The sequence below is a fragment of the Hymenobacter gummosus genome, assembly GCF_003970915.1.
GTDB lineage: Bacteria > Bacteroidota > Bacteroidia > Cytophagales > Hymenobacteraceae > Solirubrum > Solirubrum gummosum.
In genome coordinates this window covers 118,779-143,068 of sequence record NZ_RXOF01000019.1, presented here as the reverse complement: position 1 = coordinate 143,068, position 24,290 = coordinate 118,779, and the positions used below count along the sequence as shown (strand labels likewise).

Sequence of the window (24,290 nt, the reverse complement as noted above, 5' to 3'; positions counted from 1 at the left end):
CCGCCGGGCGCCAGCCAATCCGCCGCCCGGCCCAAACTCACTCCGTCACTTAATCACTCAGTCACTCTTAGATGGGTCGAATCAAACTCAAGCGCTTCGCCGAAAACGCCCAGCGCGCCGACATCGTGGAGCCCGGCAAGGACACCTTCGGGGCCCTGCGGGGCCGCTGGGCCGCCGATTTTTTCAAGAACGATAACCCCATCACCCTGGAAATTGGCTGCGGCAAGGGCGAGTACACCGTGGGCATGGCCGAGCGGTACCCGGAGCGCAACTTCCTGGGCCTCGACATCAAGGGGGAGCGGATGTACCGCGGCAGCCGGCTGGCCGAGGACAAGGGACTCACGAACGTGGGCTTCCTGCGCATGCAGGCCGAAAAGCTGCTGGAGCACTTCGGCCCGGGCGAGCTGGACGAACTCTGGATTACCTTCCCCGACCCGCGCCCCCGCCTGGGCGACACCAAGCGCCGCCTCACCGCCCCGCGCTTCCAGGAGCTGTACCGGCAGATTCTGCGCCCCGGCGGGCTGGTGCACCTCAAAACCGACTCCGAGCTGCTGTTCGACTACACCCTGGAACTGCTGCAGGAGCGCCCGGCCCCGAACCTGGTTTTCACCAAGGACCTCTACCAGACCACCGGCCTGCTGCCCCACGCCTACGACATTCAGACCACCTACGAGCGGAAATACCGCGAGCTGGGCGTGCCCATCAAGTACCTGCACTTCTCGTTTTCTGAGAGTGAAACGTAACAGGTAACACGTGACAGGTGGTGAGTTGTCATGGCGAGCGGGAGCGAGACATCTGGGTGAAGTCGTTCAACGGAAATAAGCCAGAGGTTTCGCCCGACATGGCAGCATAACCGTCCGCTGCCCTCACGCGACAAATCCTGTTACTTGTCACCTGTTACCAAGAAATGAAAACGCCCATCGACACGCTGCCGCTGTTTGCCGAGCTGGACCGGCTGCTGCTGGATTTTCTGCGCACGCTCAGCCCCGCGGAGTGGGAGGCCCAGACGCTGGCCCCGCGCTGGAAGGTGATGGACGTGGCCCTGCACCTGCTCGACGGCAACCTGCGCGCCCTCTCCATGCTGCGCGACGGGTATTTCGGCGTCGCGCCGACGGGTGAGGTAGGTACCCACGCCGGGCTGGTGGAGTTTCTGAACCAGCTCAACGCCGACTGGATTACGGCCACCCGGCGCCTGAGCCCGGCCGTGGTGACGTGGCTGCTGGAGCTGACCGGCCGCGAGTACTGCGCCTTGCTGCCCACGCTCGACCCCTGGGCGCCGGCGGCGTTTGCGGTGGGCTGGGCCGGGGAGCAGGAGTCACAGAACTGGTTTCACGTGGCCCGGGAGTACACCGAGAAGTGGCACCACCAGCAGCAGATCCGGCAGGCCGTGGGCCGCGGCGAAGACGAGCTGCTGACGCCCGCTCTGTACCGGCCCTACCTGCAAACGTCGATGTACGCGCTGCCCCACCACTACCGCACCGTGCTGGCTCCCGAGGGCACCCGCCTGCGCGTGCGCATCAGCGGCCCCGCCGCCGAGGAGTGGCAGCTGCTGCGCCGCGCCGACCACTGGGAACTGACGCCCGACCGCAGCACCCCCGCCGCCACCGTCATTATCGACGGCACCGTGGCCTGGCGCCTGCTCAGCAACGAGTTGGACGCGGCCGGCGCCGCCCGCCACATCCGCGTCGAGGGCGAGCAGTGGCTGGGCGAGAAAATCTTCGACCTGGTGGCGGTGATGGTGTGAGTGAATGGCTAAATGGCTGGATGGTTAAATGGCTGGTCGTTCTTGCGGCCCCGACTCATCAGCACAAAAACGGCCCTTTCCGAGCGGGAAGGACCGTTTTTGTGTAACCCTAAACCGGGCAGGCAGTACCACTTTAGCCATTTAGCCATTTAGCCATTTAGCCATTTAGCCATTTAGCCATTTAGCCATTTAGCCATTTAGCCATTTAGCCATTTAGCCATTTAGCCATTTAATCAATTTCCAGCTCCTCGAACACGGCTTCCATTTCGGTGAAGTCGCGCAGGCCGGGGCGGATTTCGTTGCCGCCTTCCAGCACCAGGCCGCGGGGCTGCACCGCCTCAATCAGCTCGCGCACGGAAGCCGGAGCAAAGCCCGGAGCCAGCCAGATAGGGTAGAGGCGGGCCTGCTCGGTGAGACGCATGAGCTGGGCCTCGGCCAGCGGCTGCGGGGGCAGCTCGGCAAATACGAAACCGCCCACGTGCGGGGCCTGCTGCTGAAAGCGCCGCTCTACGTCCTCGGGCAGCATGTCCGGAATCCACGCCACCAGCACCAGGGCCGGCACGGTCAGCTCGGCCATTTCCTCGGGCCGGCGCGGGCCGTGCAGCAGCACCTGCTGCAGGCCGCACTGCTGCACCAGGGCATTAATCTGCTCCACGGGCAGCGTCCCAAACTCGCCTACCAGCTGCACTCCGGCCACCCAGCTGCTCAGCTCCTGCACCAGTTCGGGCGTGACGGCGCCGGGCAGCGCCGGGTCGAGGCGAAACGTGAGGTAGTCGGCGCCCATGCCGGCGCAGTAGCGCGCGTCGGACAGGTTATTGATGCCGCGGACGATGACGGAAGTGAGAAGAGCCAAGGGAAGGAAGGGTATGAGGGTAGGAGGGTGTGAGGGTAGGAGTTAAGAGCTATCTGATGAATAACTCCTACCCTCACACCCGCCCACCCTCATTAACTAGCGCGAAGGTAGGAAACCCTGCGTGGCCGTTTGATGTTACCTTTGCCATTCGGCCGGGAACTTTGACCTCCCGGGCGCTACCCTATGACCGTAGAAACTACCCCCGGCGCCGGCTCGAAAGGCCGCGTCCTCGTCGCGATGAGCGGCGGCATTGACTCCTCCGTGGCAGCCGTGATGCTGCACGAGCAGGGCTACGAAGTGGTCGGCATGACCATGAAAACCTGGGACTACGCCTCGGCCGGCGGCTCCAAGAAGGAAACCGGCTGCTGTTCCCTCGACAGCATCAACGACGCCCGCCAGGTGGCCGTGCAGCTGGGCTTCCCGCACTTCATCATCGACATCCGCAACGAGTTCGGCGACCATGTCATCGACGATTTCGTGGGCGAGTACCTGGCGGGCCGCACCCCCAACCCCTGCGTGCTCTGCAACACCCACATCAAGTGGGACGCCCTGCTGCGCCGCGCCGACCAGCTCGGCTGCCAGTTCATTGCCACCGGCCACTACGCCCAGGTGCGCGAGGAAAACGGCCGCTACGTCATCACCAAGGGCCTCGACGAGGGTAAGGACCAGTCGTACGCCCTCTGGGGGGTGTCGCAGGAAAGCCTGGCCCGTACCATCTTCCCGCTGGGCAAGCTGCGCAAAGCGGAAATCCGGCAGATGGCGGCCGACCGCGGCTTCATGGAGCTGGTGAACAAGTCGGAGAGCTACGAAATCTGCTTTATCCCCGACAACGACTACCGCGGCTTCCTCAAGCGCCGCGTGGAAGGGCTGGAAGAGCGCGTGGCCGGCGGCAAGTTCGTCTTGACCGACGGCACCGCTGTGGGCACCCACGAGGGCTACCCGTTCTACACCATCGGGCAGCGCAAGGGCCTGGGCGTGCAGCTGGGCTACCCGGCCTACGTGGTCGAAATCCGCCCCGAAACCAACGAGGTGGTGCTCGGCAACCTCGACGAGCTGGCCCGCACGGCCACGGTGGTCGGGCGCCTGAACATGGGCAAGCACGCCTCCCTGGCCGGGCGCGGGCTGGTGCCGGCCTTTACCAAAGTGCGCTACAACCACGCCGGCGCGGCGTCGTTCCTGGAAGAAAAAGACGGAAAAATGTACGTTTACTTCCCCGAGCCCGTTCACGCCATTGCCCCCGGCCAGGCCGCCGTGTTCTACGATGGCCAGGACGTGCTGGGCGGCGGCTGGATTGAGCGCAGCCCGGCGCACCTGGCCGCCCCGATTCCGCTGCCCGTCATCGGGAGCAAGCCCGTTACCGCTTAAATCCCCGTTACCCGTTTCACCGCTATGCTGCGTCGTTTACCGGCCACTACTTTCGGCCTCTTGTTCACCCTCGGGGCTGGCCTGCTGCTGGGCGCCTGCGACAACACCACCGAGGCGCCCCTGGAGATGGGCAAGGACTACTACCCGCTGAAGGTGGGCGCCGAGCGCGTGTTCGACGTGGAGGACAAGGTCTGGCGCAACAACCAGGTGGTGACTACGCCCTCGCAGGTGCGGGAGCAGCTGACGGAAACCTACCGCGACGCGGCCGGCGTGCTGACCTATAAGCTGGTGCGCTCTTCCCGAACCGCGGATACCAACCCCTGGCGCCTCGACAGCGTGTTCACGCTGACGGTCAACGACAAGAGCCTGCTGCTCACCCGCAGCAACCTGCGCACGGTGGAGCTGGTATTCCCGGTGCGTAACGGGGCCGAGTGGAACCGCAACGCTTTCAATACCCTCGACCCGCTCGGTGCCCTGAACCGCCGCTACGAGGAGGTGGGCAGCGCCCAGACCGTGGCCGGCCGCAGCTACGACAACACCGCAACCGTGTACGACGAGCTGCAGGACAACCTGTTTTACCTCGACGTGCAGCGGCAGGTGTACGCCAAGGGCGTCGGGCCGGTGTTGCGCGAGGTGCGCAAGCTCAACTACTGCCAGGGCGGTAGTTCCTGTGCGGTGTCGCAGACCAATAAGTACATCGTGAGCGGCACCGAGCACCGCGAAACCCTGCGGCCCTAACCGCCCCGTTTGGTATCTTGCCAGCCCCGTCGGCCCCGCGCCGGCGGGGCTGCTTGTTTACTTACCGTCCGATGTTCTTACGCATGATGGCCGCCGGCGGGCTGGCCCTGTTCCTCACGGCCTGCAACACCACCACCGAAGCGCCCCTGGAAATGGGCAAGGACTACTACCCGCTGCGGGTGGGCGCCGAGCGCGTGTTCCGCGTCATCGACCAAACCTGGCGCAACAACCGCGTGGTGACGTCCGACAGCTCCCTGATCCGCGAGCAGCTGACGGAAACCTACCGCGACGCGGCCGGCGTGCTGACCTACCAGCTGGTACGCTCGGTGCGCCGCACCAGCGCCGACGCCTGGCGCCTCGACAGCGTGCAGACCATCACGGTAAACGAGAAGAACCTGCTGCTCACGCGCAGCAACTTGCGCACCGTGGAGCTGGTGTTTCCGACTCGCGCCAATGCGCAGTGGAACCGCAACGCCTTCAACACGCTCAGCGAAGCCATTCTGCAATACGAAGACTTTGGGGCGCCCACAAGCATCCGGGGCCGCCGCTACGACAATACCGTCACGGCCTACGACAAGGGCACTGACCCGCAATTCATCGTCTACCGCTATACCACCCGGCAGGTCTACGCCAAAGGGGTGGGGCCGGTGTACCGCGAACGGGTGCATTTCGACTACTGCCAGAACCCGCAGACTTGCTCAGGTGGCAACACTTACATCGTGCAGGGCACCGAGCACCGCGAAATTCTGCTGCCCTGATTTGTTTTAACAGCGCCATGGCCGGCGGCCGGTATTTCCGAGGAAATGCCGGCCGTTTGATTTCCGGCATCCGGACAGGACCAGACGACGATACGTGGAACCGACGCCGGCACGCGGCTGTCTGTTTCAGTATCCGGCGGGATTGAAATTCTGTATCTTGGCCGAAGTCAACTGCTACTCCTTTTTTCATGCGCTTTTTTCCCCTGGCCCTGTTGCTGACCGGGCTGGCCGGCGTCGTTGCTCCCGAGGCCGCCCAGGCCCAGAGCGGCACGGTGCGCCGCCATCTGGTGTACTTCCGCGACAAAGCCGGCACGCCCTTCAGCACCGGCCAGCCCCAAGCCTTCCTGTCGGCCCGCGCTGTGCAGCGCCGGCAGCGCCAGGGCATTGCCGTGCTGCCGCGGGATTTGCCCGTCACGCCCGCCTACGCCGCCCAGGTGCGCGCCACCAGCGGCGTGACCTTGCTCTACACCTCGCGCTGGTTTAACGCCGCCGTGGTAGCCTGCGACTCGGCCGCCCTGGGCCGCCTGCAGGCTTTGCCCTTCGTGCGCGCGGCCGCCACGCTCAACCGCGGCACCAACCGCACCGTGCCCGCCGGGCAGTACGCGCAGCAAACCCAGCCGCCGGTGGCCGCGCGCGGCGCCGCCGACTACGGCGAGGCGTACTGGCAGGCGCAGATGATCGGGGCCGTGAGCATGCACAACGCCGGCTACCAGGGTGAAGGCATGCAGGTGGCCGTGTTCGACGCGGGTTTTCCGGGCGTCGACCAGATGCAGGCTTTCGAGCCCCTGCGCCAGTCGGGCCGCCTGCTGAGCACCTTCGACTTCGTAGATAAGGACCGCACCGTATTTGAGAAAAACAGCCACGGCACGCTCACGCTGTCCACGCTGGCGGCCGAGCAGACGGGCCACTTCATCGGCACGGCGCCCCGGGCCAGCTACCACCTCTGCATCACCGAGGACGTGCGCTCCGAGCACCCCATCGAGGAGGCCAACTGGCTGATTGCGGCCGAATACGCCGACTCGGTGGGCGTCGACGTTATCAGCTCCTCGCTGGGCTACACCACCTTCGATGCGCCCTCGCGTGACCACCGCTACGCCGATCTGGACGGGCGTACCACCATTGCCAGCCGGGCCGCCAACCTGGCCGCCCGCGTGGGCATTTTGGTCGTCAACTCCGCCGGCAACGACGGGGGCAACAGCTGGCGCTACATCGGCGCCCCGGCCGACGCCGACTCGGTGCTGACCGTGGGCGCGGTGGACTCGCTGCTGAACCTGGGCGGCTTCAGCTCCGTGGGCCCCACCGCCGACGGGCGCATCAAGCCCAACCTGGCGGCCATGGGCGTGCGGGCCGCCGGCCTGGCCCCGAACAACTCGGTGGTGCGCGGCAACGGTACCTCGTACGCCTGTCCCATCCTGGCGGGCATGGCCACCGGCTTCTGGCAGGCCAACCCCACGCTCACGGCCCAGCAGGTGCTGCAGTGGCTGCAGCGCAGCGGCACCCAGGCCGCTAGCCCCGATAACCTGCAGGGCTACGGCGTGCCCAACTTTGTGCGGGCCTACAACCTGGTGAACCCCAATACCCCGCTCGCGGCGGGCGGCCCGCGTCGCCCCGCCAATGAGCTGAGCGTGTTTCCCAGCCCCGGCGGCGCCGAGCTGACCCTGTACCTGCCCGAGCCCCTGCGCCGCCGCGCCCTGCGCGTGAGCATCCGCGACAGCCGCGGCGCCCTGGTGCGGGAGCTGCCGCTGGCTCCCGTCGGCGGCGAGCGGGTGCCGCTTTCCCTGCCCGGGCTGCGCGCCGGGGCCTACACCTGCACGGTGCAGGCCGAGGGCGCGGCACCGCAAACCGTCCGGTTTGTGCAGGAGTAGGTTGGCCGACGTTCAATCAGGGCGGCGCCCGGAGTCCAGCACTCCGGGCGCCGCTGTTTTGTAGGCTGCGCTCCAGCCAGGCTGGTGCACCCGATTATCAATGGTGGCGGTGGGCTTGCCGACGAACAGCCTCTTGTCCGGCGGGTTGGCTCGGCGGGGCCCGGCAAGACCACCCGGGGCAGGGCTAAAATTTTCTTGTTGCTAAAATTTGTAGCTGCTAAAAATATTGGTAATTTAGGGGCGTACTGTAGAACATAGCACGTCATGCTTCAACTGATGACCACCAAGCGAATTGGCCGCCGCCAGTTCCATTTCACCGTCCAGGGCGGTTCCTTCCACGAAGTCGTGGCCGAGTACGACCGGCTCAGCTTCCCCGACGTGGCCGCCTGCGGCCTCTGCGGCTCCGACAACCTCGATTTGACCTCCCGCGTGGCCCAGGACAAATTCAAATATACCTCCGTGAAGTGCCTGGACTGCCGCGGCGACCTGACCTTCGGCAAGATGCAGCGCGACGACCAGACCGTGTTCCTGCGCCGCCGCGAATCGGGCGAGCTGGACTGGCAGGCCTGGAAAAAAGGCGAGTAAGAGAAAGGTGACACGTAACGCGTGACAGGTAACAAGTGAGGGTTAGCCAATACGGGGCTAGGGGCTGGGGTCAGTGAAATGGTGAAACGCCGAACTCAGCCCGAATAGTAGCCCGGTGCGACTATCGGCTTATCAGCGGCCCGGCCATACTTATATGGCCGGGCCGTTCGTTTGCGCAGCACACCGCCCGGCCGGAATCAGACGCCGGCAGTTGCCTTCATCCGGCCACTGCCGGCGTACTTGTCACGTGTCGCCTGTCACTTGTCACCCCAAACCTGTCACGTGCCACCTGTTACTTGTCAGCCCAATACCTAATTTCGCGGCATGAGCACTACTCCCCGCCGTATTACCCCGTTGCTGGCGCCGTCCCTGCTGGCCGCCGACTTTGCCAACCTGCAGGCCGAAACCGAGCGCCTGGCCGGTAGCGCCGCCGACTGGCTGCACTGCGACATCATGGACGGCCGCTTCGTGCCCAATATCTCCTTCGGCATTCCGGTGCTGCAGGCCATTCACCGCCACGCCCAGCAGCCCCTCGACGTGCACCTGATGATTGAGGACCCGCAGAACTACCTGGAAGCCGTGCGCGACGCCGGCGCGGCCAACATTACCGTGCACTACGAGGCCTGCCCGCACCTGCACCGCGTCATTCAGCAGATCAAGAAGCTGGGCTGCCGCGCCGGCGTGGCCCTGAACCCCCATACGCCCGTCTGGGTGCTGCAGGACATTGCCCAGGACATCGACCTGGTGTGCGTGATGTCGGTGAATCCGGGCTTCGGCGGGCAGAGCTTTATTCCGCACACCCTGCAGAAAGTGGCCGAGCTAAAGGAACTGCTGACCGACGCGGGCTCCGAAGCGCTGATTGAAATCGACGGGGGGGTGAACGAGCAAAACGCCTTGCCGCTGGTGGAAGCCGGGGCCGACGTGCTGGTGGCCGGCTCCTTTGTGTTCAACGCCCCCGACCCCGTGGCCACGCTGGCCGAGCTGCGCGCCCAACTGCTGAGCATCATCCCCGCCGCGCACTAAATGAGCCCACGGCGTACCCCTTTCTGGCCGACGCTGACGGTGCGGGCCCTGCTGCTCGCCCCGGCCGCCGCCATGCTGCCCACCGCCGAAGCCCTGGCCCAGCAGCCTGCTCCCGCACCAGGCCGCGTGGAGCTGCGCGGCACCGTGCGCGACGCCGCCGGCCGCCCGGTGGAGCAGGCCGCAGTGGCCGTGGAAGGCCAGCCCGGCGGCACCAACACCGAAGACGACGGCCGCTTCCGCCTGACGGTGGCCCGACCCGCCGCCGGCACGCCGCTGGTGCTGGTGGTGCAGCGCCTCGGGTACGCCACCACGCGCCGCAGCATTTCGGCCCGCGAACTGGCCGACGGCCGCGCCGACCTGAGCGTGGTGCTGGAAGCCAGCGCCCGCGCCCTCGACAACGTGACCGTGCGCGGGCAGCGCGGCGTGGCCGACACCCGCGAGCAGGTGAGTCTGACTACGCTGGAGCCGCGCATCACCAAGGAAATTCCCTCGGCCTTTGGCGACTTCAACAAGGTGCTCACCACGCTGCCCGGCGTGGTAGCCAACAACGAGCTGACCAGCACCTACGCCGTGCGCGGCGGCAACTACGACGAAAACCTCGTCTACGTCAACGGCATCGAGATTTACCGGCCGTTTCTGGTCACGCAGGCCCAGCAGGAAGGGCTGAGCTTCGTCAACCCGGACCTGGTGGCGGGCATCGAGTTTTCCTCGGGTGGCTGGCAGCCGCGCTACGGCGACAAGCTGTCCTCGGTGCTGAGCATCGACTACAAGCAGCCCACGCGGCGGGCGGCCTCGGCCACGGCCAGCCTGGTGGGCGGCTCGCTCAGCTACGAGGACGTGTCCAAATCGGGGCGGGTGAGCTATTTGGCGGGCGTGCGCTACAAAACGGCCGACTACGTGCTCGGGACGTTGCGCCAGCTCAAGGGCGGCTACAACGCCGACTACGCCGACGCGCAGCTGTACGTGCGCGCCGGTCTGGGGCCCAAGGACGACCTGCAGAAAACCAGCCTGGGCGTGCTCGGCTCCTGGGCCCACAACAACTACCGCTTCGCCCCGCAGACCGGGCAGGTCACGTTCAGCACCGGGACCAACCAGTTTCAGCGCCTGACCATCTTCTACGACGGCAACGAGCGGATGCAGTACGACACCTACCAGGGTGGACTGAACCTGACGCACCACTTTACGCCCAAGCTGACCGGGGAGCTGATTGGCGGCGGACTCATCACCCGCGAGTACGAGTACCGCGACGTGGAAGCCACCTACCGCCTGTCGGACATCAACCGGGACCCCAGCTCCCCGGACTTCAACCAGGCCGTGCGCCAGCGCGACGTGGGCTCGGGCTTTAATCACTCGCGCAACAGCCTGGTGGCCTGGCTGGGCACCGTGGAGGCCCGCGCCGCCTACGAGCCCACCCCCGCCCACACCCTGCGCTTCGGCGTGAAGGGCGGGCAGGAGCACATCGACGACCGGCTCGACGAGTACACCTTCACCGACTCGGCCGACTACGTGCCCGCCCAGCGCTTCACCCGCCTGCGCACCACGCTGGATTTGACGTCGAGCCGGGTGCAGGGCTACGGGCAGCACACCTGGCGGCCCGACTCGCTCAAGACGCTGACTTACGGCGTACGCCTGCACTACTGGTCGGTAAACGGGCAGCTGACGGTGAGCCCGCGCGTGCAGTTTGCGGCCCGCTCGCGGCGCAACCCGCGCCTCTCGTACAAGGCCGCCACGGGCGTGTACTACCAGCCGCCATTTTACCGGGAGCTGCGCAACCAGCAGGGGGTGCTGAACCCCGAGCTGCGGGCCCAACGCTCCCTGCACTTCATCGGCGGCACCGAGTACCGCTTCACGGGCTGGGGCCGGCCGTTCCGCTTCACCGGCGAAGTATATTACAAGTACCTCACCGACGTGGTGCCCTACGACGTGGACAACGTGCGCCTGCGCTACTTCGCCCAGAACCTGGCCACGGCCTACGCCGCCGGCTTCGACGGGCGGGTGAGCGGGGAGTTCGTGCGCGGCACCGAGTCGTGGTTCAGCCTGGGCGTGCTGACCACCCGCGAAAACCTGCGCGGCGACTCGCTGACGGTGTATAACGGCGACGGACAGCCCATCGGCAAGCAGGAGAAGGGCTACATCCGCCGCCCCTCCGACCAGCGCCTGAACCTGGGCGTATTCTTTCAGGACCAGCTGCCCAACAACCCCACCTTCCGCGGCTACGTGAACCTGGTGTTCGGCACCGGCCTGCCCTTCAGCCCGCCCGATTTGCCGGAGCTGCGCGGCACCAGCAAGCTCACCCGCAGCTACCGCCGCGTGGATTTGGGTTTCAACAAGGTGCTGAGTTTGCGCCCGGTGCGCAGCAGCAAGTTCTACGAGCCCGAAAGCCTGTGGATTGGCGTAGAAGTGCTCAACATCCTGGGGGCCAACAACGTGGCCGGCTACAGCTACATCCAGGACCTGAACGGGGCTACCTACGGCGTGCCCAACTACCTCTCGCAGCGGGTGGTGAACCTGCGCGTCATTGCCCGCTTCTAACGCTGCTTGCTCGTTGACGTAGCTGTGCCCGCCCCGGCAACCGGGGCGGGCACGTTATTTTATCAGACCACTGGAATCGGGCGTAAGAATGCAGCACCAAACGGCGCCTATACAGGACCTAGCTAAAGCTGTAGGCGTACAGGACCGCCGAGCCAATGGCGTAGCTGACCACGTTGGCCAGCAGGGTGGCCGTTAGCACACGGCGCCGCGGGTAGTCGCGGCGCAGAAACCAGACGTTGAACAGTGCTTCCAGCACCAGCGTGAGGATGAAGGCCGCGGCGTAGTAAAGGGCCAGGAAGCGCGCTGCGTTGGGCTGGCTCAGGTCGATTTCGTTGTTGCTGACCCAGGGAAACCACACGACCAGCCACCAGCCGCCGTTCAGCTTCATCGAGGCCAGGATGCCCACTACGCCGCTGACGGCGTTGGTGTACAGAGCCAGGAGGCGAAACTGTTTATCGACCCAGTGGCCGGTGAGCAGCCGGGCCAGGAGCAGTCCTTCGAGCAAAATGACTGCGGCCATAAACAGCCAGCCCTGGGGCATGAAGGCGAAGATGCCGAAGCTGACGTTGAGCAGCATAATAGGGGAACAATGGGGCATGAAACGATGCCCAAAAGTCCGCTGCTGCCCCCAGCCCGCGCTTGACAAATATCAATTTCGACTCTTGCCCGCTGCCGCCCGAATGCGGCTGATGGTTTCGGGGGTGACGCCCAGGTAGGAGGCCAGGTGCTTGAGCGGCACCCGCTGCAACACCGCGGGGAACGTCTGCAGCAGGTTCTCGTAGCGTTGCTCGGCCCGCAGCAGGCGCAGCTGCTGGGTGCGCTGCTCGCTGAGCACGTAGTAGTGCTCCGTCAGCACCCGGCCCACGTAGTTGAACTCCGGAAACTGCTGGTACAGCCCCTGCAGCTCGGCGTAGCTCACCGACCAGAGCACCGTGTCTTCCAGCAGCTCGATGAATTCCTGTGAAGCGGTGCGCGTCAGAAAGCTCACGATGGAGATGATAAAGTCGCCTTCGCGCATAAACCAGGTGTTAGCCTCGCGGCCCTCGTGCAGGTAATAGCCCCGGGCCAGGCCCTGCTCCACGAAGTAAATGCGCCCGGCTACCTGCCCCGGGGCCAACAGCTGGGTGCGGGCCGGGTGGGCCTCGCGCCGCATCAGCGCCCGGATAGCCTGCTGGCAAGCCTCGGAGAGCGGGTAGATGGAGCGGAGGCGGTCAAAGAGCAGGTCCATTGGGGGCTTGGGGGCTTGGGGGCTTGGGGGCTTGGGGGCTTGGGAATTTTGCGCGCCGAATTTCCGCCGATTCAGCGCAAAAACAACAAAGCCCGCTTGCGCGGGCTTTGACATCAGAAGCAAAAGCACCAAGTTCCTAAGACCCTAAGACCCTAAGACCCCAAGCTCCTAATAAGCCTTCGACTGCCACTGCGTGAGGGCCACCTTCATGTTGGGCAGCTGGCTTTTGAAGGCGTTGTCGTCTTTGTCGCCGAGCTTGATGGCGCGCCGGGCACTTTCCACGGCCGAGAGGTAGTCCTCTTTTTGGGCCATGAGGCGGGCCTTGAGCCAGTTGTTGGTGTAGCTGTCGTTCAGCTCGATGGCGCGGTTGATGTAGCGCAAGGCCAGCTCGGCCTCAATCTGGTTTTGAATCAGGTAATCGGCGGCCTGGGCCAGCAGCTGCGGGTCGTTGGGCGTTTTCTGCACGGCCTGCTGCATGGCGGCCAGCACCTTGGCGTGCACGTTGGTGCGGATAAACACCGAAATGGTTTTTTCCTCCCACGACAGGTTCAGGCGGCCGGCGCCGGGGCGCACGTCCGAAAACCAGTACACCAGCGTTTCGCGGGCGGGGGTGGTTTCGGGCAGCACCGGCACGCGCAGCACGTCGTCCTTGGGGTCGTAGCCCTCGCTGCCCCAGTGCGTGGTGACCTTGTTGAGGATGAGTTGCCAGTCGTGGTCGGCGGAGGGCTGCACGTACAGGGAGTAGGTGCCGGCTGCTACCGGCTTGCCGCCCACGCGCACCGAGTCGGAGAAGGTGATGAGCGTATTCTCGTTGGCCCCGGCCCGCCACACCTGGTCGTAGGGCACGAGCTGGCCCCAGACTTTGCGGCTTTTCACGCCCGGGGCGTGGTAGTCCACCGTCACGTCGGTCAGGCCCAGGGTGTGGGTGACGACGGCGTGGGGGCTGGCCTGGGGCAGCGGAAACTGCTGGGCCTGGGCGGTGGTAAAAGCCAGCAAACCGGCCAGAATCAAACAGGGCAGACGAAACATAACCAAGGCGTGGGTGGTGGAGCGGTAACGGCGCGTACGGAAATAAAAGTGCCAAGATAAGACAGTGGGGGGCGAATTGGGTTTAACTCACATCATTGTGTGAGGTCTGGAAACGTCCCGAACGCCCTGGCGCTGAGTCGCTAAAAAGTGGTGGAGAAAGGGCGCGGTACTAAATTGATGACAAGCGCCGCGGCGCGTTAATAAAACGGCAGCACCCAACCATCTCGGTTGTGGTTTCGTTATTTGCCCGCGTCTGCTTACCTTTGCCGCATCATCCCTCACCGCATGCCCTTCGCCGCCACGATGCGCTTTACCCTTCAGCCGCTGGCCCCGCTTTCGGGGGTAGCCGCTCACGGGCATGCCGGTCATCATCACCACCATTCCTCCCAGGGAGAGGAATAAACTACGTATAAGCGTTCGGCTACGGTCCGAACCTGCGTCGCCCCGCCGCAACCGGCCCCGTTAGCTGCCCCGGGCAGCAACCCCGCCCGTCGGCCCCCGTTGATGATGATTTTCGACGCCGTGCGCCCTAAGCGCGGCCGGCGTCGGTTCCCCGAATTTTCTGTCTCCATGATTCGTCTGGCCATCCAGAAATCTGGTCGGCTGAGTGAAGATTCCCTCTCGCTCATCCGCGAATGCGGCATTGGTTTCTCCAGCGCCTCCTCCAAGCTCAAAACCGAAGCCACCAACTTCCCCCTCGAAATCCTGTTTCTGCGCGACGACGACATTCCCGGCTACGTGCAGGACGGGGTGGCCGATCTGGGCATCGTCGGGCAGAACGTGCTGGTCGAAGCCGGCCTGCCCGAGCTGGAAATCGAGCCGCTGGGCTTCAGCAAGTGCCGCCTTTCGCTGGCCGTGCCGCGCGGGCAGGCCTACGCCGCGGTGGCCGATCTGCAGGGCAAGAACATTGCCACCTCGTACCCGCGCATCCTGGGCGAGTACCTGGCCGGCGAGGGCGTGCGGGCCCAGCTGCACACCATCAGCGGCTCGGTGGAAATTGCCCCCAGCATCGGCCTGGCCGACGCCATCTGCGACATCGTCTCCTCGGGCTCCACCTTGCTCAGCAACGGTCTGCGCGAAGTCGAAACCGTGTTCCGCTCCGAGGCCGTGCTCATTGCCAACCGCCAGCTCGCGCCCGACAAGCAGCAGCTGCTGGAGCAGCTGCGCTTCCGCATGCAGGCCGTGCGCCGCGCCCGCCGCAACAAGTACATCCTGCTGAACGCGCCCGCCGCCGCCCTCGACGCGGTAAAAGCCCTGCTGCCGGGCATCAAGGCGCCCACCGTCACGCCCCTGGCTGAAGAAGGCTGGGTGTCGGTGCAGTCGGTGGTCAACGAGGACGACTTCTGGCACATCACCGACCAGCTCAAAGCCGTCGGCGCCGAAGGCATCCTGGTGCTGCCTATCGAGAAGATGATCAGCTAATGGGGTCTTGGGGTCTTGGGAGCTTAGGGTCTTGGTTGATGTGCAGCCGACCCCAAGACCCCAAGACCCCAAGACCCCAAGACCCCAAGACCCCAACCTCATGCAACGATTCAACAATCCGGCGCCGGCCGAGTGGGCGGCGCTGCAGCAGCGGCCGGCCCAGGCCGAAGCGGCCGACGTGGAGCAGCGGGTGCGCGCCATCTTCGACGAGGTGCGCCGGCGCGGCGACGCGGCCCTGCGCGAGTACGCCCGCCTGTTCGACGGCGCCGAGCTGACCGACCTGCTGGTGACGGAGGCGGAGCTGGATGCCGCCGCGGCCCAGGTGCCGGCCGCGCTGCAGGCGGCCATCCGGCAGGCCCGCCAGAACATTGAGCGGTTTCACGCCGCTCAACGGGAAACGGAGCTGCGGCTCGATACCATGCCGGGCGTCACCTGCTGGCGGCGGGCGGTGCCGGTGCAGCGGGTGGGCCTCTACATTCCGGGCGGCTCGGCCCCGCTGTTCAGTACGCTGCTCATGCTGGGCGTGCCCGCCCGCCTGGCCGGCTGCCCCGACATCGTGCTGTGCACCCCGCCCGCCAAGGACGGCTCCGTCAACCCGGTTATCCTCTTCACCGCCGCCGAGCTGGGCATCCGCCGCATCGTGAAGGCCGGCGGGGCCCAGGCCGTGGCGGCGCTGACCGGCGGGACGGAATCGGTGCCGGCCGTCGATAAAATCTTCGGGCCCGGCAACCGCTACGTGACGGCTGCCAAGCAGCTGGCCGCCCAGCGCGGGGTGGCCATCGACATGCCCGCCGGCCCCTCCGAAGTGCTGGTCATTGCCGACGACTCGGCCAACCCCGCCTTCGTGGCCGCCGACCTGCTCAGCCAGGCCGAGCACGGCCCCGACTCGCAGGTAGTGCTCTTATCCGACTCCGCCGCTCTGCTAGATAAGGTGTCGGCGGAAGTAGCCGGGCAGCTGGCCGAGCTGCCGCGCCGCGAGGTGGCCGCCCAGGCCCTGCGGGAAAGCCGGGCCATTCTCCTGCGCGACGCGGCCGAGATGCTGCGCTTCTCCAATGAGTACGCGCCCGAGCACCTCATCCTGGCCGTAGCCGACGCCGAGGCTTTGGCCGAGCAGGTCAGCAACGCCGGCTCGGTGTTTTTGGGTCACCTCACGCCCGAGGCCGCCGGCGACTACGCCTCCGGCACCAACCACACGCTGCCCACCAACGGCTACGCCCGCAGCTACAGCGGCGTCTCGCTCGACTCGTTCGTGAAGAAAATCACCTTCCAGCGCATCACGCCCGAAGGCCTGCGCCAGCTGGGGCCGGTGGTGGAAACCATGGCCGAAGCCGAGGGCCTGCGCGCCCACGCCCGCGCCGTAACCGTGCGCCTGTCTGTAATTAATAATGACTAATTAATAATGAATAATTGACGGTTGTCGTCTGCTCCTGGAGAATGTGAGGGGCTATTGTAGTTGCTCCCGGCCTTTGTTGAGGAGTTCCGGCAATTCTTAATTATTCATTATTAATTCTTAATTAATCAAATGAACCTCGAACAGCTCATCCGGCCCAACGTGCGGGCCATGAAGCCCTACGCCTCGGCCCGCGACGAATTTCAGGGCCCGGCGGCCCAGGTTATGCTCGACGCCAACGAGAACAGCCTCGGCTCGGCGGGGGGGCAGCTTTTCAACCGCTACCCCGACCCGCTACAGCGCGCCGTCAAGGCCGAAGTGGCCCGGCTGAAGGGCGTCGGCCCCGAGCAGATTTTTCTCGGCAACGGCTCCGACGAAGCCATTGACCTGCTGCTGCGCCTCACGTGCGTGCCGGGCCAGGACAGCATCCTCATCCTGCCGCCCACCTACGGCATGTACGAGGTAGCCGCCAACCTTAACGACGTGGCCATCGAGCGGGTCCCGCTCACGGCGGACTTCCAGCTGTCCGACGAGGCCATTGAGAAGGTAGTGGCTTCCTCCGCCAAGCTGGTGTTCATCTGCTCGCCCAACAACCCTACCGGCAACCTGCTGCACGCCGAAGCGGTGGAGCGCGTGCTGCGCGGCTTCGGCGGGCTGGTGGTGGTCGACGAGGCGTACGTGGACTTTGCCGCCGCTCCCAGCTGGACTACCCGCCTCGGAGAATTTGAGAATCTGGTGGTGCTGCAGACGTTTTCCAAGGCCTGGGGCCTGGCCGGCCTGCGCCTGGGCATGGCCTTCGCCGCGCCGGCGCTGATTCAGTACCTGAACAAAATCAAGCCGCCCTACAACGTCTCCGAAAGCACCCAGCAGCACGCCCTGGCCGGCCTGGCCGATACCAGCGGTTTCGACGCGATGCGCCGGGAGCTGCTGCAGCAGCGCGAGCAGCTGGCCGCGGCGCTGCCTACGCTGCCCATTGTCGAGCAGGTGTTCCCCTCCGACGCCAACTTCCTGCTCGCGCGCTTCCGGCCCGACGCCACGGCCGTGTACGAGTACCTGCTCGGGCGCGGCATCGTGGTGCGCAACCGCACCAGCCAGCCCGGCTGCGCCGGCTGCCTGCGCCTGACCGTGGGCACGCCCGCCGAAAACGCGCAGCTGCTCGCGGCCCTGCGCGAGTATGCTGGCTAGCCGGCCCGTTTTTCCATTCTCACCGAAGATTCCGCGCCCGCCTGCGGCGCGCAAGCCATGAAAAAAGTACTGTTCATCGACCGCGACGGGACCATCCTCGTGGAGCCCCAGCCCAGCCAGCAGGTCGATTCCTTCGAGAAGTTTCAGTTTCTGCCCGGCGCCATCACCGGCCTGGCGCGCATTGCCCGCGAGCTGGACTACGAGCTGGTGCTGGTCACCAACCAGGACGGGCTCGGCACCGACTCGTTTCCGGAGGACACCTTCTGGCCCTGCCAGAACCTGATGCTCGACATTCTGCGCGGCGAAGGGGTGGAGTTTGCCGCCAGCCTGATCGACCGTAGCTTCCCCCACGAAAACCTGCCCACCCGCAAGCCGGGCCTGGGCCTGCTCAGCCGCTACCTCGACCCCGCCAACGGCTACGACCTGCTGAACTCCTACGTCATCGGCGACCGGCTCACCGACGTGCAGCTGGCCGACAACCTGGGCAGCCGGGCCATCCTGATCGGGGAGGAGCCCACCGAGCGGGCCGCGCTAACCACCACCAGCTGGGAGGCCATCTACCAGCACCTGCGCCTGCCGGCCCGCACGGCCACGGTGCAGCGCGACACGAACGAGACGAAAATCCGGGTGGAGCTCAACCTCGACGGCAGCGGGCGGCACAGTATAAAAACCGGCCTCGGGTTTTTCGACCATATGCTCGACCAGCTGGCCCGGCACAGCGGGGTGGATATGCTCATCGAGGTACAAGGCGACCTGCACATCGACGAGCACCACACCATCGAGGATACGGCCATTGCCCTGGGCGAAGCCTTCAGCCAGGCCCTCGGCGACAAACGCGGCCTGGCCCGCTACGGCTTCCTGCTGCCCATGGACGACGCCCTGGCCCAGGCTGCCATCGACTTTTCGGGGCGGCCCTGGCTGGTGTGGGAAGCGGAGTTCCGGCGCGAAAAAGTGGGCGACATGCCGACGGAAATGTTTTACCATTTCTTTAAAAGCTTCTCCGATGCGGCCCGCTGCAACCTCAACGTCAAGTGCGAAGGCAGCAACGAACACCACAAGATTGAAGCTATTTTCAAGGCCGTGGCCAAAGCTATTAAGAACGCCCTGCAACGGGATGCCAGCAAAATGGAAATACCTAGCACCAAAGGCGTTCTGTAGGTTTTAACAAATGTTTATACAAATGGGTAAGCGGGGTTGAGTGGGTTAGTACGGAGCGTTAAAGCGTGAATCCGCCACTGAAAATATTCTTACTCATTTGTGTAAATGCAGCGCTTAACGAAATGAAAATAGCAGTAGTTGATTACAAAGGCGGCAATGTGCAGTCGGTGCTGTTTGCCCTGGAACGACTGGGCGTGGAGCCCACGCTGACGGCCGACGCCGAGCAGATTCGCCGGGCCGACAAAGTCATCTTCCCCGGCGAGGGCGAAGCGGCTTCGGCCATGCGGGAGCTGCGGGCCCAGGGTTTGGATAAGCTGCTGCCCACCCTGACGCAGCCCTTCCTGGGGGTATGCCTGGGCATGCAGCTGCTGGGTCGCCACAGCGAGGAAGGCGACACCGATTTGCTCGGCATTCTGCCCTTCGACGTGGTGCGCTTCCGGGCCGACGCCGACCACAAGGTGCCGCACATGGGCTGGAACACCCTGCAGCAGCTTCGCTCCCCGCTGTTTGCGGGCCTGCGCGAGCAGGATTACGTGTACTTCGTGCACAGCTACTACGCCCCGGTGGGGGCCTACACCATTGCCGAGGGGGCCTACCCGGCGCCCTTCAGCGCGGCCGTGCAGCACCAGAACTTCTACGCCGTGCAGTTTCACGCCGAGAAAAGCGGCCCGGTGGGCACGCGCATTCTCGAAAACTTTCTGGCCCTGTAACGCCCGGGCGGTTATCCAAGCCCTCAAGACCCCCAAGCTCCCAAGACCCTACTACATGGAAATCATTCCCGCCATCGATTTGATCGGGGGCCAGTGCGTGCGCCTGACCGAGGGCGACTTTGCCCAGCAGACCACCTATGACTCCGACCCGCTGGCCGTGGCCCAGCGCTTCGAGCAGCACGGCCTGCGCCGCCTGCACCTGGTCGACCTCGACGGGGCCCGGGCCCGGCAGCCCGTGAACCTCGCCGTGCTGGAGCGCATTGCCCGGCACACCCGGCTCACCATCGACTTCGGGGGCGGGCTGCAGAGCGAACAGGCCGTGCGCCAGGCTTTCGACGCCGGTGCGGCCCAGATTACGGCCGGCAGCATTGCCGTGCGCGAGCCCGACACCGTGCAGCACTGGCTGCGCACGTTCGGGGCCGAGCGCATCATCATCGGGGCTGATTTTCGGGATGAGCGCATTGCCATCAACGCCTGGGCCGAGCAGTCGGAGCGGACGTTGCAGGAGTTCGTGGCCGATTACCTGGCCGCCGGGGCCCGCACCTTCGTGTGCACCGACGTGAGCAAGGACGGCAAGCTGCAGGGCCCGGCGCTGGCAGCGTACCAGCAGCTGCGGGACCGGCTGCCCGCCGCGCAGCTCGTGGCCTCGGGCGGCGTGACTAACCTGGCCGACGTCGAAGCCCTGGCCGCCCTGGGCATGCACGGCTGCATCATCGGCAAGGCCATCTACGAGGGCACCATCAGCCTGGCGGAGCTGCGGCGAATGAGTGAGTAGTGAATGCAGTGATTTTCGTTCTGCTACTCCACTCATTCGCTGCTGCCTCATCCGCCGCTGATTCACTCATTCACTACTCACTCATTCACCGTTGCTGACCAAACGCATCATTCCCTGCCTCGACGTGAAGGACGGGCGCACCGTGAAGGGCGTCCGCTTCGAGGGCCTGCGCGACGCGGGCGACCCGGTGGCCCTGGCCGCCCAGTACGCCCGCCAGGGCGCCGACGAGCTGGTGTTTCTCGACATCACCGCCACCAACCAAAAGCGCCAGACCCTGGTGGCCCTGGTGCGCGACGTGGCCCGGGAGCTGGATATTCCCTTCACCGTGGGCGGGGGCATCTCGGCCGTGGCCGACGTGGAAGCCCTGTTGCTCAATGGGGCCGATAAAGTATCCATCAACTCGGCCGCGCTGCAACGGCCGGAACTCATCGACGAGCTGGCCCGGCGCTTCGGTTCCCAGTGCATCGTGGTGGCCGTGGATGCCCGCCACGCGCCCGAAACGGACTGGCAGGTGTACACCCGGGCCGGTACCCAGGCCACCGGCCGCGGCGCCGTCGACTGGTGCCGGGAGGCGGCCGAGCGCGGGGCCGGGGAGCTGCTGCTCACGTCCATGAGCCACGACGGGACTAAGGACGGCTTCGCGCTGGACGTGACCGGGGCCGTGTGCGCGGCCGTAACCGTGCCGGTGGTAGCCTCGGGCGGGGCCGGCCGCATGGAGCACTTCACCGACGTTTTTCGGCAGGCTCGGGCCGACGCTGGGCTGGCCGCCAGCATCTTTCACTTCGGCGAAATCGGCATTCCGGACCTCAAGCAGCACCTGCACGGGGCCGGTGTACCGGTACGGATCTAGGCTCGTTTTTCGTTGTTTGTTGTTCCTTTTTCGAACCGGGAGAATGGAGGCAAGCAGCCGAAAAGCGAAAAACAAACAACGAAAAACGACTCAGATGGATTTCGAGAAAATGGGCGGCCTGATTCCGGCCGTGGTGCAGGACGCCGACACGGGCCAGGTGCTGATGCTGGGCTACGTGAACGAGGAGGCGCTGCGCAAAACCGAGCAGGAGGGACGCGTGACCTTCTTTTCCCGCTCCAAAAACCGGCTCTGGACCAAGGGCGAAACCAGCGGGCACTACCTCTCCGTCGTCAGCCTGCACCCCGACTGCGACCAGGACGCGCTGCTCATCCGGGCCCGGCCCGACGGCCCCACCTGCCACCGCGGCACCGTCAGCTGCTTCGAGCAGCCCCAGCAAACGGCCCTGCCCACTGCCCCGGTCAGCTTTCTGGCCGAGCTGGAACGCCTGGTGCAGCGCCGCCGGCAGCACCCTGGGGAAGAGCCCGACTCGTACACGGTGAAGCTGTTTCAGAAAGGCCTGCCCAAAATGGCCCAGAAAGTCGGGGAGGAGGCCGTGGAAACGGTTATCGACGCGGTGGCGGGCAACGTGGAGGGCCTCAAGGGTGAGGCGGCTGACTTGCTATATCACCTGCTGGTGCTGCTCACCGCCTCGGGCCTAAGCATCGACGACGTGGTGCAGGTGCTGCGCCAGCGCCACCGCACCATCTCGGCGGGGGAGCGGCGCGACTAGCTGGTGTCAGTGCCGGTAGCCCAGCGCCAGGCCTATTTCCGGCGAAAACCATATCCGCTGGGTATCGGCCGTGGTGAGCCGGCAGGCCAGGCTGGCCCCCAGGGACAAATCCAGGGTTAGTCGGCGGCTGAGGGCAGCCTGCGTGCCCCATTGACCCTGGGCCTGCACCAGAGCGCCTTTGTTGTGTTCGATTTCCGGCTGATCAACGGTTCGGGTGCGGGAGTCGATATAAACGGCGCCCAGCCCGAACCCGAAATACGAGCCGCTGAGCGGGGCCCGGGTAGCGGCATTGTTGTAGCGGCGGGCGCCAGCGTCCAGCGTAAAGAACGACGAGGTAATGCGGCGGCTGACGCCCAGGTTTCTTTCGCGCAGCCGGTAGCCCGCCCCGGCCTGCAGGCTCCAGTCGGGGCTGATGCGGGCTTCGTACTGCAGCTGCGGCACCGTGGCCAGGCCCGTCAGCAGGCTCAGGCGGGAACCCAGCTTGAGCAGGTGCGTGCCGGTGGCGCGGCTGGCGGTATGGCGGATGGTATCGGCGGGAAAGGAGTGCGCGTGGGGCGCCGGCTTGGGGGCCGCCGAGCAGGGGGTGAGCAACCTGGTTGTCAGCAGCAAAGCGCCGGGCAGAGTGGCGTAGGAGAGGAACATAGCGCAGGAAGAATAAATCGGACACCTAAGTATAGCGGATTCCGGGCGCAAAACAGCTGCCCGCCGTGGTTTCGGCTGGTGTATACCGGTTGTTGAAGGGGTATCGGGGCTAGAACCGGGAGCCCAGCTGCAGGGCCAGCACCGGGTGCAGCTGGGCCCGCAGGCGGCGCGGGCCGGTGGGGTCGGCAAAGCCCGTGCGCCAGTTGTAGCGCTGCTCCCGGTGGTAGTAGGCAGTCAGCTCGGGGCCCAGGTGGGCGTCGAAGGTGAAGCGCGGGCCGAGCTGCCACTGCCGGCCCAGGTGGAGCAGCACGGCCTGCCCGGAGCCGAAATAGCGGTGCACGCGGCCCGCGTACCGGCGCTGCTCCCAGTTGCCGGTCAGGCGCAGGCCGGCGGCGGCGTACCAGCCCACCAGCGCGGGCTTGCGCCGCTGCAGGTAGCGCCGCAGCTGCCCGCTCAGCTCCAAGGTCTGGTAGCGCAGACGTACGGGTAGGTTGACGTAGCCCGTGTCGGGGCCCATCCATATCTGGTTGCCCCCGCGGTGGCCGACGGTGTGGTAGCCCAGGGTGGCTTCCAGGCTGTAGTGCCGGCCCAGCTGCCGCTCGTAGCCCAGGGTAAACGCGCTGCTGCCCGAAACGGTGCCCAGCTTGAGGGCCCGGCGGGGGCGCAGCGAGTCGGGCGGGGAGGTAAACAGGCGGCTGACCTGGGCCGCGGCGGGAAGGGTGAGCAGCCCCAGGGCGGCCGCCAGTGCGCAGAAGTGTTTCACGAGAAATGGCAAAAAAGAATAAAACCGGCCCAAACAACGCGGCGCGGCCGGGGTTTGGTATGCCAATATTAAGGCGGCGTTACCCGGCTCACCAACTTCCCCGCGCCGGCGGCGTAGATGCGCGGGGCGTCCCGCCCCGAAATCCTGGCTACCTTGCACGCCATTTTTGGCCTTTATGTCTGACAACGCCCGTTACCTGGCCACCCAGTCGCTGACCGTCCTCGTGCCCGTGTACAACGAAGAGGAGAGCCTGCAGCAGTTTGTGGTGGAGATGAACAAGTACCTCGAAATTGCCCCGGTGGCCACCACCGTGCTCTTCGTCAACGACGGCTCTACCGACGGGTCCCTGGCCCTGATGCGCACCATCTGCCGCCAGGATGCGCGCTACGCCTTTATTTCCCTGGCCCAGAACCGCGGCCTGAGCACGGCCATCAAGGCCGGTATCGACCACGCCCGCGGCACGCTGGTGGGCTACATCGACTCCGATATTCAGACCACGCCGCTGGACTTCGTGGAGCTGCTGCCGTTTTTCCCCGAGTACGACATGGTCACCGGCATCCGGGCCAAGCGCCAGGACTCGGCCGTGAAGCTGCTCTCGTCGAAAATTGCCAACAACTTCCGCCGGCTGATGATCAACGACGGCATCGTGGACACGGGCTGTCCGCTGAAGATTCTCAAGATTGAGTACGCCCGCCGCATTCCGCTCTTCCACGGCATGCACCGTTTCCTGGGGGCCTTGGTGCAGCTGCAGGGCGGCAAGGTCAAGCAGCTGCCGGTGCGCCATTTCCCGCGCTTTGCCGGCACGGCGAAGTACAACCTTTGGAACCGGCTCTGGAAGCCCCTGGTCGACACCTTCGGCTACCGCTGGATTCGCTCCCGCTGGAAAAACTACGAAATCGGGGAGCAGCACCACCAGTCCGCCGCCTAGCCCGCGCCACCCAGGGT

The 24,290-nt window shown here is 65.6% G+C and carries 24 protein-coding genes; 18 read left to right on the top strand and 6 right to left on the bottom strand.

What is annotated here, in order from left to right; translation table 11 throughout:
- Positions 1-71 precede the first annotated feature (71 nt).
- Together trmB and EJV47_RS24835 are read left to right on the top strand one after the other, a co-directional pair.
- The gene (gene trmB, locus EJV47_RS24840; RefSeq protein ID WP_126695911.1) at positions 72-743 is read left to right on the top strand and encodes a tRNA (guanosine(46)-N7)-methyltransferase TrmB; all 672 of its coding nucleotides are present in this window, start codon (positions 72-74) and stop codon (positions 741-743) included.
- A gap of 164 nt (positions 744-907) precedes the next feature.
- Positions 908-1,744, top strand: coding sequence for a maleylpyruvate isomerase N-terminal domain-containing protein (locus EJV47_RS24835; protein WP_126695910.1), 837 nt, complete (start codon positions 908-910; stop codon positions 1,742-1,744).
- A gap of 229 nt (positions 1,745-1,973) precedes the next feature.
- On the opposite strand, the gene trpF is transcribed toward EJV47_RS24835, so the two are convergent.
- Complete coding sequence (gene trpF / locus EJV47_RS24830) at positions 1,974-2,597, bottom strand: phosphoribosylanthranilate isomerase (protein WP_126695909.1); 624 nt, start codon at positions 2,595-2,597, stop codon at positions 1,974-1,976.
- Positions 2,598-2,780: 183 nt separating this feature from the next.
- On the opposite strand from trpF, the gene mnmA reads away from it, so the two are divergent.
- The 7 genes from mnmA to EJV47_RS24795 all read left to right on the top strand — a co-directional run bounded on the left by mnmA (position 2,781) and on the right by EJV47_RS24795 (position 11,463).
- Positions 2,781-3,962 carry a tRNA 2-thiouridine(34) synthase MnmA gene (gene mnmA, locus EJV47_RS24825; protein WP_126695908.1) on the top strand — a complete coding sequence of 394 codons (1,182 nt, stop codon included), beginning with the start codon at positions 2,781-2,783 and terminating at the stop codon, positions 3,960-3,962.
- A gap of 24 nt (positions 3,963-3,986) precedes the next feature.
- The gene (locus EJV47_RS24820; protein ID WP_126695907.1) at positions 3,987-4,700 is read left to right on the top strand and encodes a hypothetical protein; all 714 of its coding nucleotides are present in this window, start codon (positions 3,987-3,989) and stop codon (positions 4,698-4,700) included.
- Positions 4,701-4,771: 71 nt separating this feature from the next.
- The gene (locus tag EJV47_RS24815; RefSeq protein ID WP_126695906.1) at positions 4,772-5,458 is read left to right on the top strand and encodes a hypothetical protein; all 687 of its coding nucleotides are present in this window, start codon (positions 4,772-4,774) and stop codon (positions 5,456-5,458) included.
- A 188-nt stretch (positions 5,459-5,646) separates the two neighbouring features.
- Positions 5,647-7,323 (top strand): S8 family peptidase, encoded by a 1,677-nt coding sequence (locus tag EJV47_RS24810; RefSeq protein WP_126695905.1) that lies wholly within the window; start codon positions 5,647-5,649, stop codon positions 7,321-7,323.
- Between the two features lie 276 nt (positions 7,324-7,599).
- Complete coding sequence (locus tag EJV47_RS24805) at positions 7,600-7,908, top strand: hypothetical protein (protein WP_126695904.1); 309 nt, start codon at positions 7,600-7,602, stop codon at positions 7,906-7,908.
- Positions 7,909-8,232: 324 nt separating this feature from the next.
- The gene (rpe, locus tag EJV47_RS24800; protein WP_126695903.1) at positions 8,233-8,931 is read left to right on the top strand and encodes a ribulose-phosphate 3-epimerase; all 699 of its coding nucleotides are present in this window, start codon (positions 8,233-8,235) and stop codon (positions 8,929-8,931) included.
- Positions 8,932-11,463, top strand: coding sequence for a TonB-dependent receptor (locus EJV47_RS24795; RefSeq protein ID WP_126695902.1), 2,532 nt, complete (start codon positions 8,932-8,934; stop codon positions 11,461-11,463). It abuts the gene before it with no gap.
- A 118-nt stretch (positions 11,464-11,581) separates the two neighbouring features.
- On the opposite strand, the gene EJV47_RS24790 is transcribed toward EJV47_RS24795, so the two are convergent.
- From EJV47_RS24790 to EJV47_RS24780, 3 genes are all read right to left on the bottom strand, one after another.
- Entirely contained in the window at positions 11,582-12,040 is a 459-nt protein-coding gene (locus EJV47_RS24790) for a hypothetical protein (protein ID WP_126695901.1), read from the bottom strand.
- A 72-nt stretch (positions 12,041-12,112) separates the two neighbouring features.
- Positions 12,113-12,691: a Crp/Fnr family transcriptional regulator gene (locus EJV47_RS24785; protein ID WP_126695900.1), complete on the bottom strand. Its 579-nt coding sequence runs from the start codon at positions 12,689-12,691 to the stop codon at positions 12,113-12,115.
- 168 nt (positions 12,692-12,859) lie between these two features.
- Entirely contained in the window at positions 12,860-13,720 is an 861-nt protein-coding gene (locus EJV47_RS24780) for a DUF2911 domain-containing protein (RefSeq protein WP_126695899.1), read from the bottom strand.
- A 570-nt stretch (positions 13,721-14,290) separates the two neighbouring features.
- Between EJV47_RS24780 and hisG the strand changes: the two genes are divergently transcribed.
- From hisG to hisIE, 8 genes are all read left to right on the top strand, one after another.
- The gene (gene hisG / locus EJV47_RS24775; protein WP_126695898.1) at positions 14,291-15,142 is read left to right on the top strand and encodes an ATP phosphoribosyltransferase; all 852 of its coding nucleotides are present in this window, start codon (positions 14,291-14,293) and stop codon (positions 15,140-15,142) included.
- A gap of 100 nt (positions 15,143-15,242) precedes the next feature.
- Positions 15,243-16,535 (top strand): histidinol dehydrogenase, encoded by a 1,293-nt coding sequence (gene hisD, locus EJV47_RS24770; RefSeq protein WP_126695897.1) that lies wholly within the window; start codon positions 15,243-15,245, stop codon positions 16,533-16,535.
- 129 nt (positions 16,536-16,664) lie between these two features.
- Entirely contained in the window at positions 16,665-17,717 is a 1,053-nt protein-coding gene (hisC, locus tag EJV47_RS24765; protein ID WP_126695896.1) for a histidinol-phosphate transaminase, read from the top strand.
- Positions 17,718-17,774: 57 nt separating this feature from the next.
- On the top strand, positions 17,775-18,875 hold the full coding sequence (gene hisB / locus EJV47_RS24760; protein ID WP_126695895.1) for a bifunctional histidinol-phosphatase/imidazoleglycerol-phosphate dehydratase HisB: 1,101 nt from the start codon (positions 17,775-17,777) through the stop codon (positions 18,873-18,875).
- A 122-nt stretch (positions 18,876-18,997) separates the two neighbouring features.
- A complete protein-coding gene (gene hisH / locus EJV47_RS24755) occupies positions 18,998-19,585 on the top strand; it encodes an imidazole glycerol phosphate synthase subunit HisH (RefSeq protein WP_126695894.1) in 588 nt (195 codons plus the stop codon).
- Positions 19,586-19,640: 55 nt separating this feature from the next.
- Positions 19,641-20,360 (top strand): 1-(5-phosphoribosyl)-5-[(5-phosphoribosylamino)methylideneamino]imidazole-4-carboxamide isomerase, encoded by a 720-nt coding sequence (gene hisA, locus EJV47_RS24750; RefSeq protein WP_126695893.1) that lies wholly within the window; start codon positions 19,641-19,643, stop codon positions 20,358-20,360.
- A 91-nt stretch (positions 20,361-20,451) separates the two neighbouring features.
- Positions 20,452-21,210, top strand: a complete 759-nt coding sequence (hisF, locus tag EJV47_RS24745) for an imidazole glycerol phosphate synthase subunit HisF (RefSeq protein WP_126695892.1) — start codon at positions 20,452-20,454, stop codon at positions 21,208-21,210.
- A 94-nt stretch (positions 21,211-21,304) separates the two neighbouring features.
- Positions 21,305-21,940, top strand: a complete 636-nt coding sequence (hisIE, locus tag EJV47_RS24740) for a bifunctional phosphoribosyl-AMP cyclohydrolase/phosphoribosyl-ATP diphosphatase HisIE (protein WP_243651308.1) — start codon at positions 21,305-21,307, stop codon at positions 21,938-21,940.
- A gap of 6 nt (positions 21,941-21,946) precedes the next feature.
- Here hisIE and EJV47_RS24735 read toward each other — a convergent pair whose 3' ends face one another.
- Both EJV47_RS24735 and EJV47_RS24730 read right to left on the bottom strand, forming a co-directional pair.
- On the bottom strand, positions 21,947-22,582 hold the full coding sequence (locus EJV47_RS24735; protein ID WP_126695890.1) for a DUF3575 domain-containing protein: 636 nt from the start codon (positions 22,580-22,582) through the stop codon (positions 21,947-21,949).
- 109 nt (positions 22,583-22,691) lie between these two features.
- The gene (locus tag EJV47_RS24730; protein ID WP_126695889.1) at positions 22,692-23,345 is read right to left on the bottom strand and encodes a hypothetical protein; all 654 of its coding nucleotides are present in this window, start codon (positions 23,343-23,345) and stop codon (positions 22,692-22,694) included.
- Positions 23,346-23,520: 175 nt separating this feature from the next.
- Between EJV47_RS24730 and EJV47_RS24725 the strand changes: the two genes are divergently transcribed.
- Entirely contained in the window at positions 23,521-24,273 is a 753-nt protein-coding gene (locus EJV47_RS24725) for a glycosyltransferase (protein ID WP_126695888.1), read from the top strand.
- Positions 24,274-24,290 lie beyond the last annotated feature (17 nt).

Coding starts and splice junctions, on each gene's coding strand:
- hisB (WP_126695895.1), top strand. CDS start 17,775: ATGAAAAAAGTACTGTTCATCGACCGCGACGGGACCATCCTCGTGGAG.
- EJV47_RS24725 (WP_126695888.1), top strand. CDS start 23,521: ATGTCTGACAACGCCCGTTACCTGGCCACCCAGTCGCTGACCGTCCTC.
- EJV47_RS24810 (WP_126695905.1), top strand. CDS start 5,647: ATGCGCTTTTTTCCCCTGGCCCTGTTGCTGACCGGGCTGGCCGGCGTC.
- hisA (WP_126695893.1), top strand. CDS start 19,641: ATGGAAATCATTCCCGCCATCGATTTGATCGGGGGCCAGTGCGTGCGC.
- rpe (WP_126695903.1), top strand. CDS start 8,233: ATGAGCACTACTCCCCGCCGTATTACCCCGTTGCTGGCGCCGTCCCTG.
- mnmA (WP_126695908.1), top strand. CDS start 2,781: ATGACCGTAGAAACTACCCCCGGCGCCGGCTCGAAAGGCCGCGTCCTC.
- hisIE (WP_243651308.1), top strand. CDS start 21,305: ATGGATTTCGAGAAAATGGGCGGCCTGATTCCGGCCGTGGTGCAGGAC.
- EJV47_RS24815 (WP_126695906.1), top strand. CDS start 4,772: ATGTTCTTACGCATGATGGCCGCCGGCGGGCTGGCCCTGTTCCTCACG.
- hisC (WP_126695896.1), top strand. CDS start 16,665: ATGAACCTCGAACAGCTCATCCGGCCCAACGTGCGGGCCATGAAGCCC.
- hisG (WP_126695898.1), top strand. CDS start 14,291: ATGATTCGTCTGGCCATCCAGAAATCTGGTCGGCTGAGTGAAGATTCC.
- EJV47_RS24735 (WP_126695890.1), bottom strand. CDS start 22,582: ATGTTCCTCTCCTACGCCACTCTGCCCGGCGCTTTGCTGCTGACAACC.
- EJV47_RS24835 (WP_126695910.1), top strand. CDS start 908: ATGAAAACGCCCATCGACACGCTGCCGCTGTTTGCCGAGCTGGACCGG.
- EJV47_RS24820 (WP_126695907.1), top strand. CDS start 3,987: ATGCTGCGTCGTTTACCGGCCACTACTTTCGGCCTCTTGTTCACCCTC.
- EJV47_RS24790 (WP_126695901.1), bottom strand. CDS start 12,040: ATGCTGCTCAACGTCAGCTTCGGCATCTTCGCCTTCATGCCCCAGGGC.
- EJV47_RS24785 (WP_126695900.1), bottom strand. CDS start 12,691: ATGGACCTGCTCTTTGACCGCCTCCGCTCCATCTACCCGCTCTCCGAG.
- hisH (WP_126695894.1), top strand. CDS start 18,998: ATGAAAATAGCAGTAGTTGATTACAAAGGCGGCAATGTGCAGTCGGTG.
- EJV47_RS24805 (WP_126695904.1), top strand. CDS start 7,600: ATGACCACCAAGCGAATTGGCCGCCGCCAGTTCCATTTCACCGTCCAG.
- EJV47_RS24795 (WP_126695902.1), top strand. CDS start 8,932: ATGAGCCCACGGCGTACCCCTTTCTGGCCGACGCTGACGGTGCGGGCC.
- hisD (WP_126695897.1), top strand. CDS start 15,243: ATGCAACGATTCAACAATCCGGCGCCGGCCGAGTGGGCGGCGCTGCAG.
- EJV47_RS24780 (WP_126695899.1), bottom strand. CDS start 13,720: ATGTTTCGTCTGCCCTGTTTGATTCTGGCCGGTTTGCTGGCTTTTACC.
- trmB (WP_126695911.1), top strand. CDS start 72: ATGGGTCGAATCAAACTCAAGCGCTTCGCCGAAAACGCCCAGCGCGCC.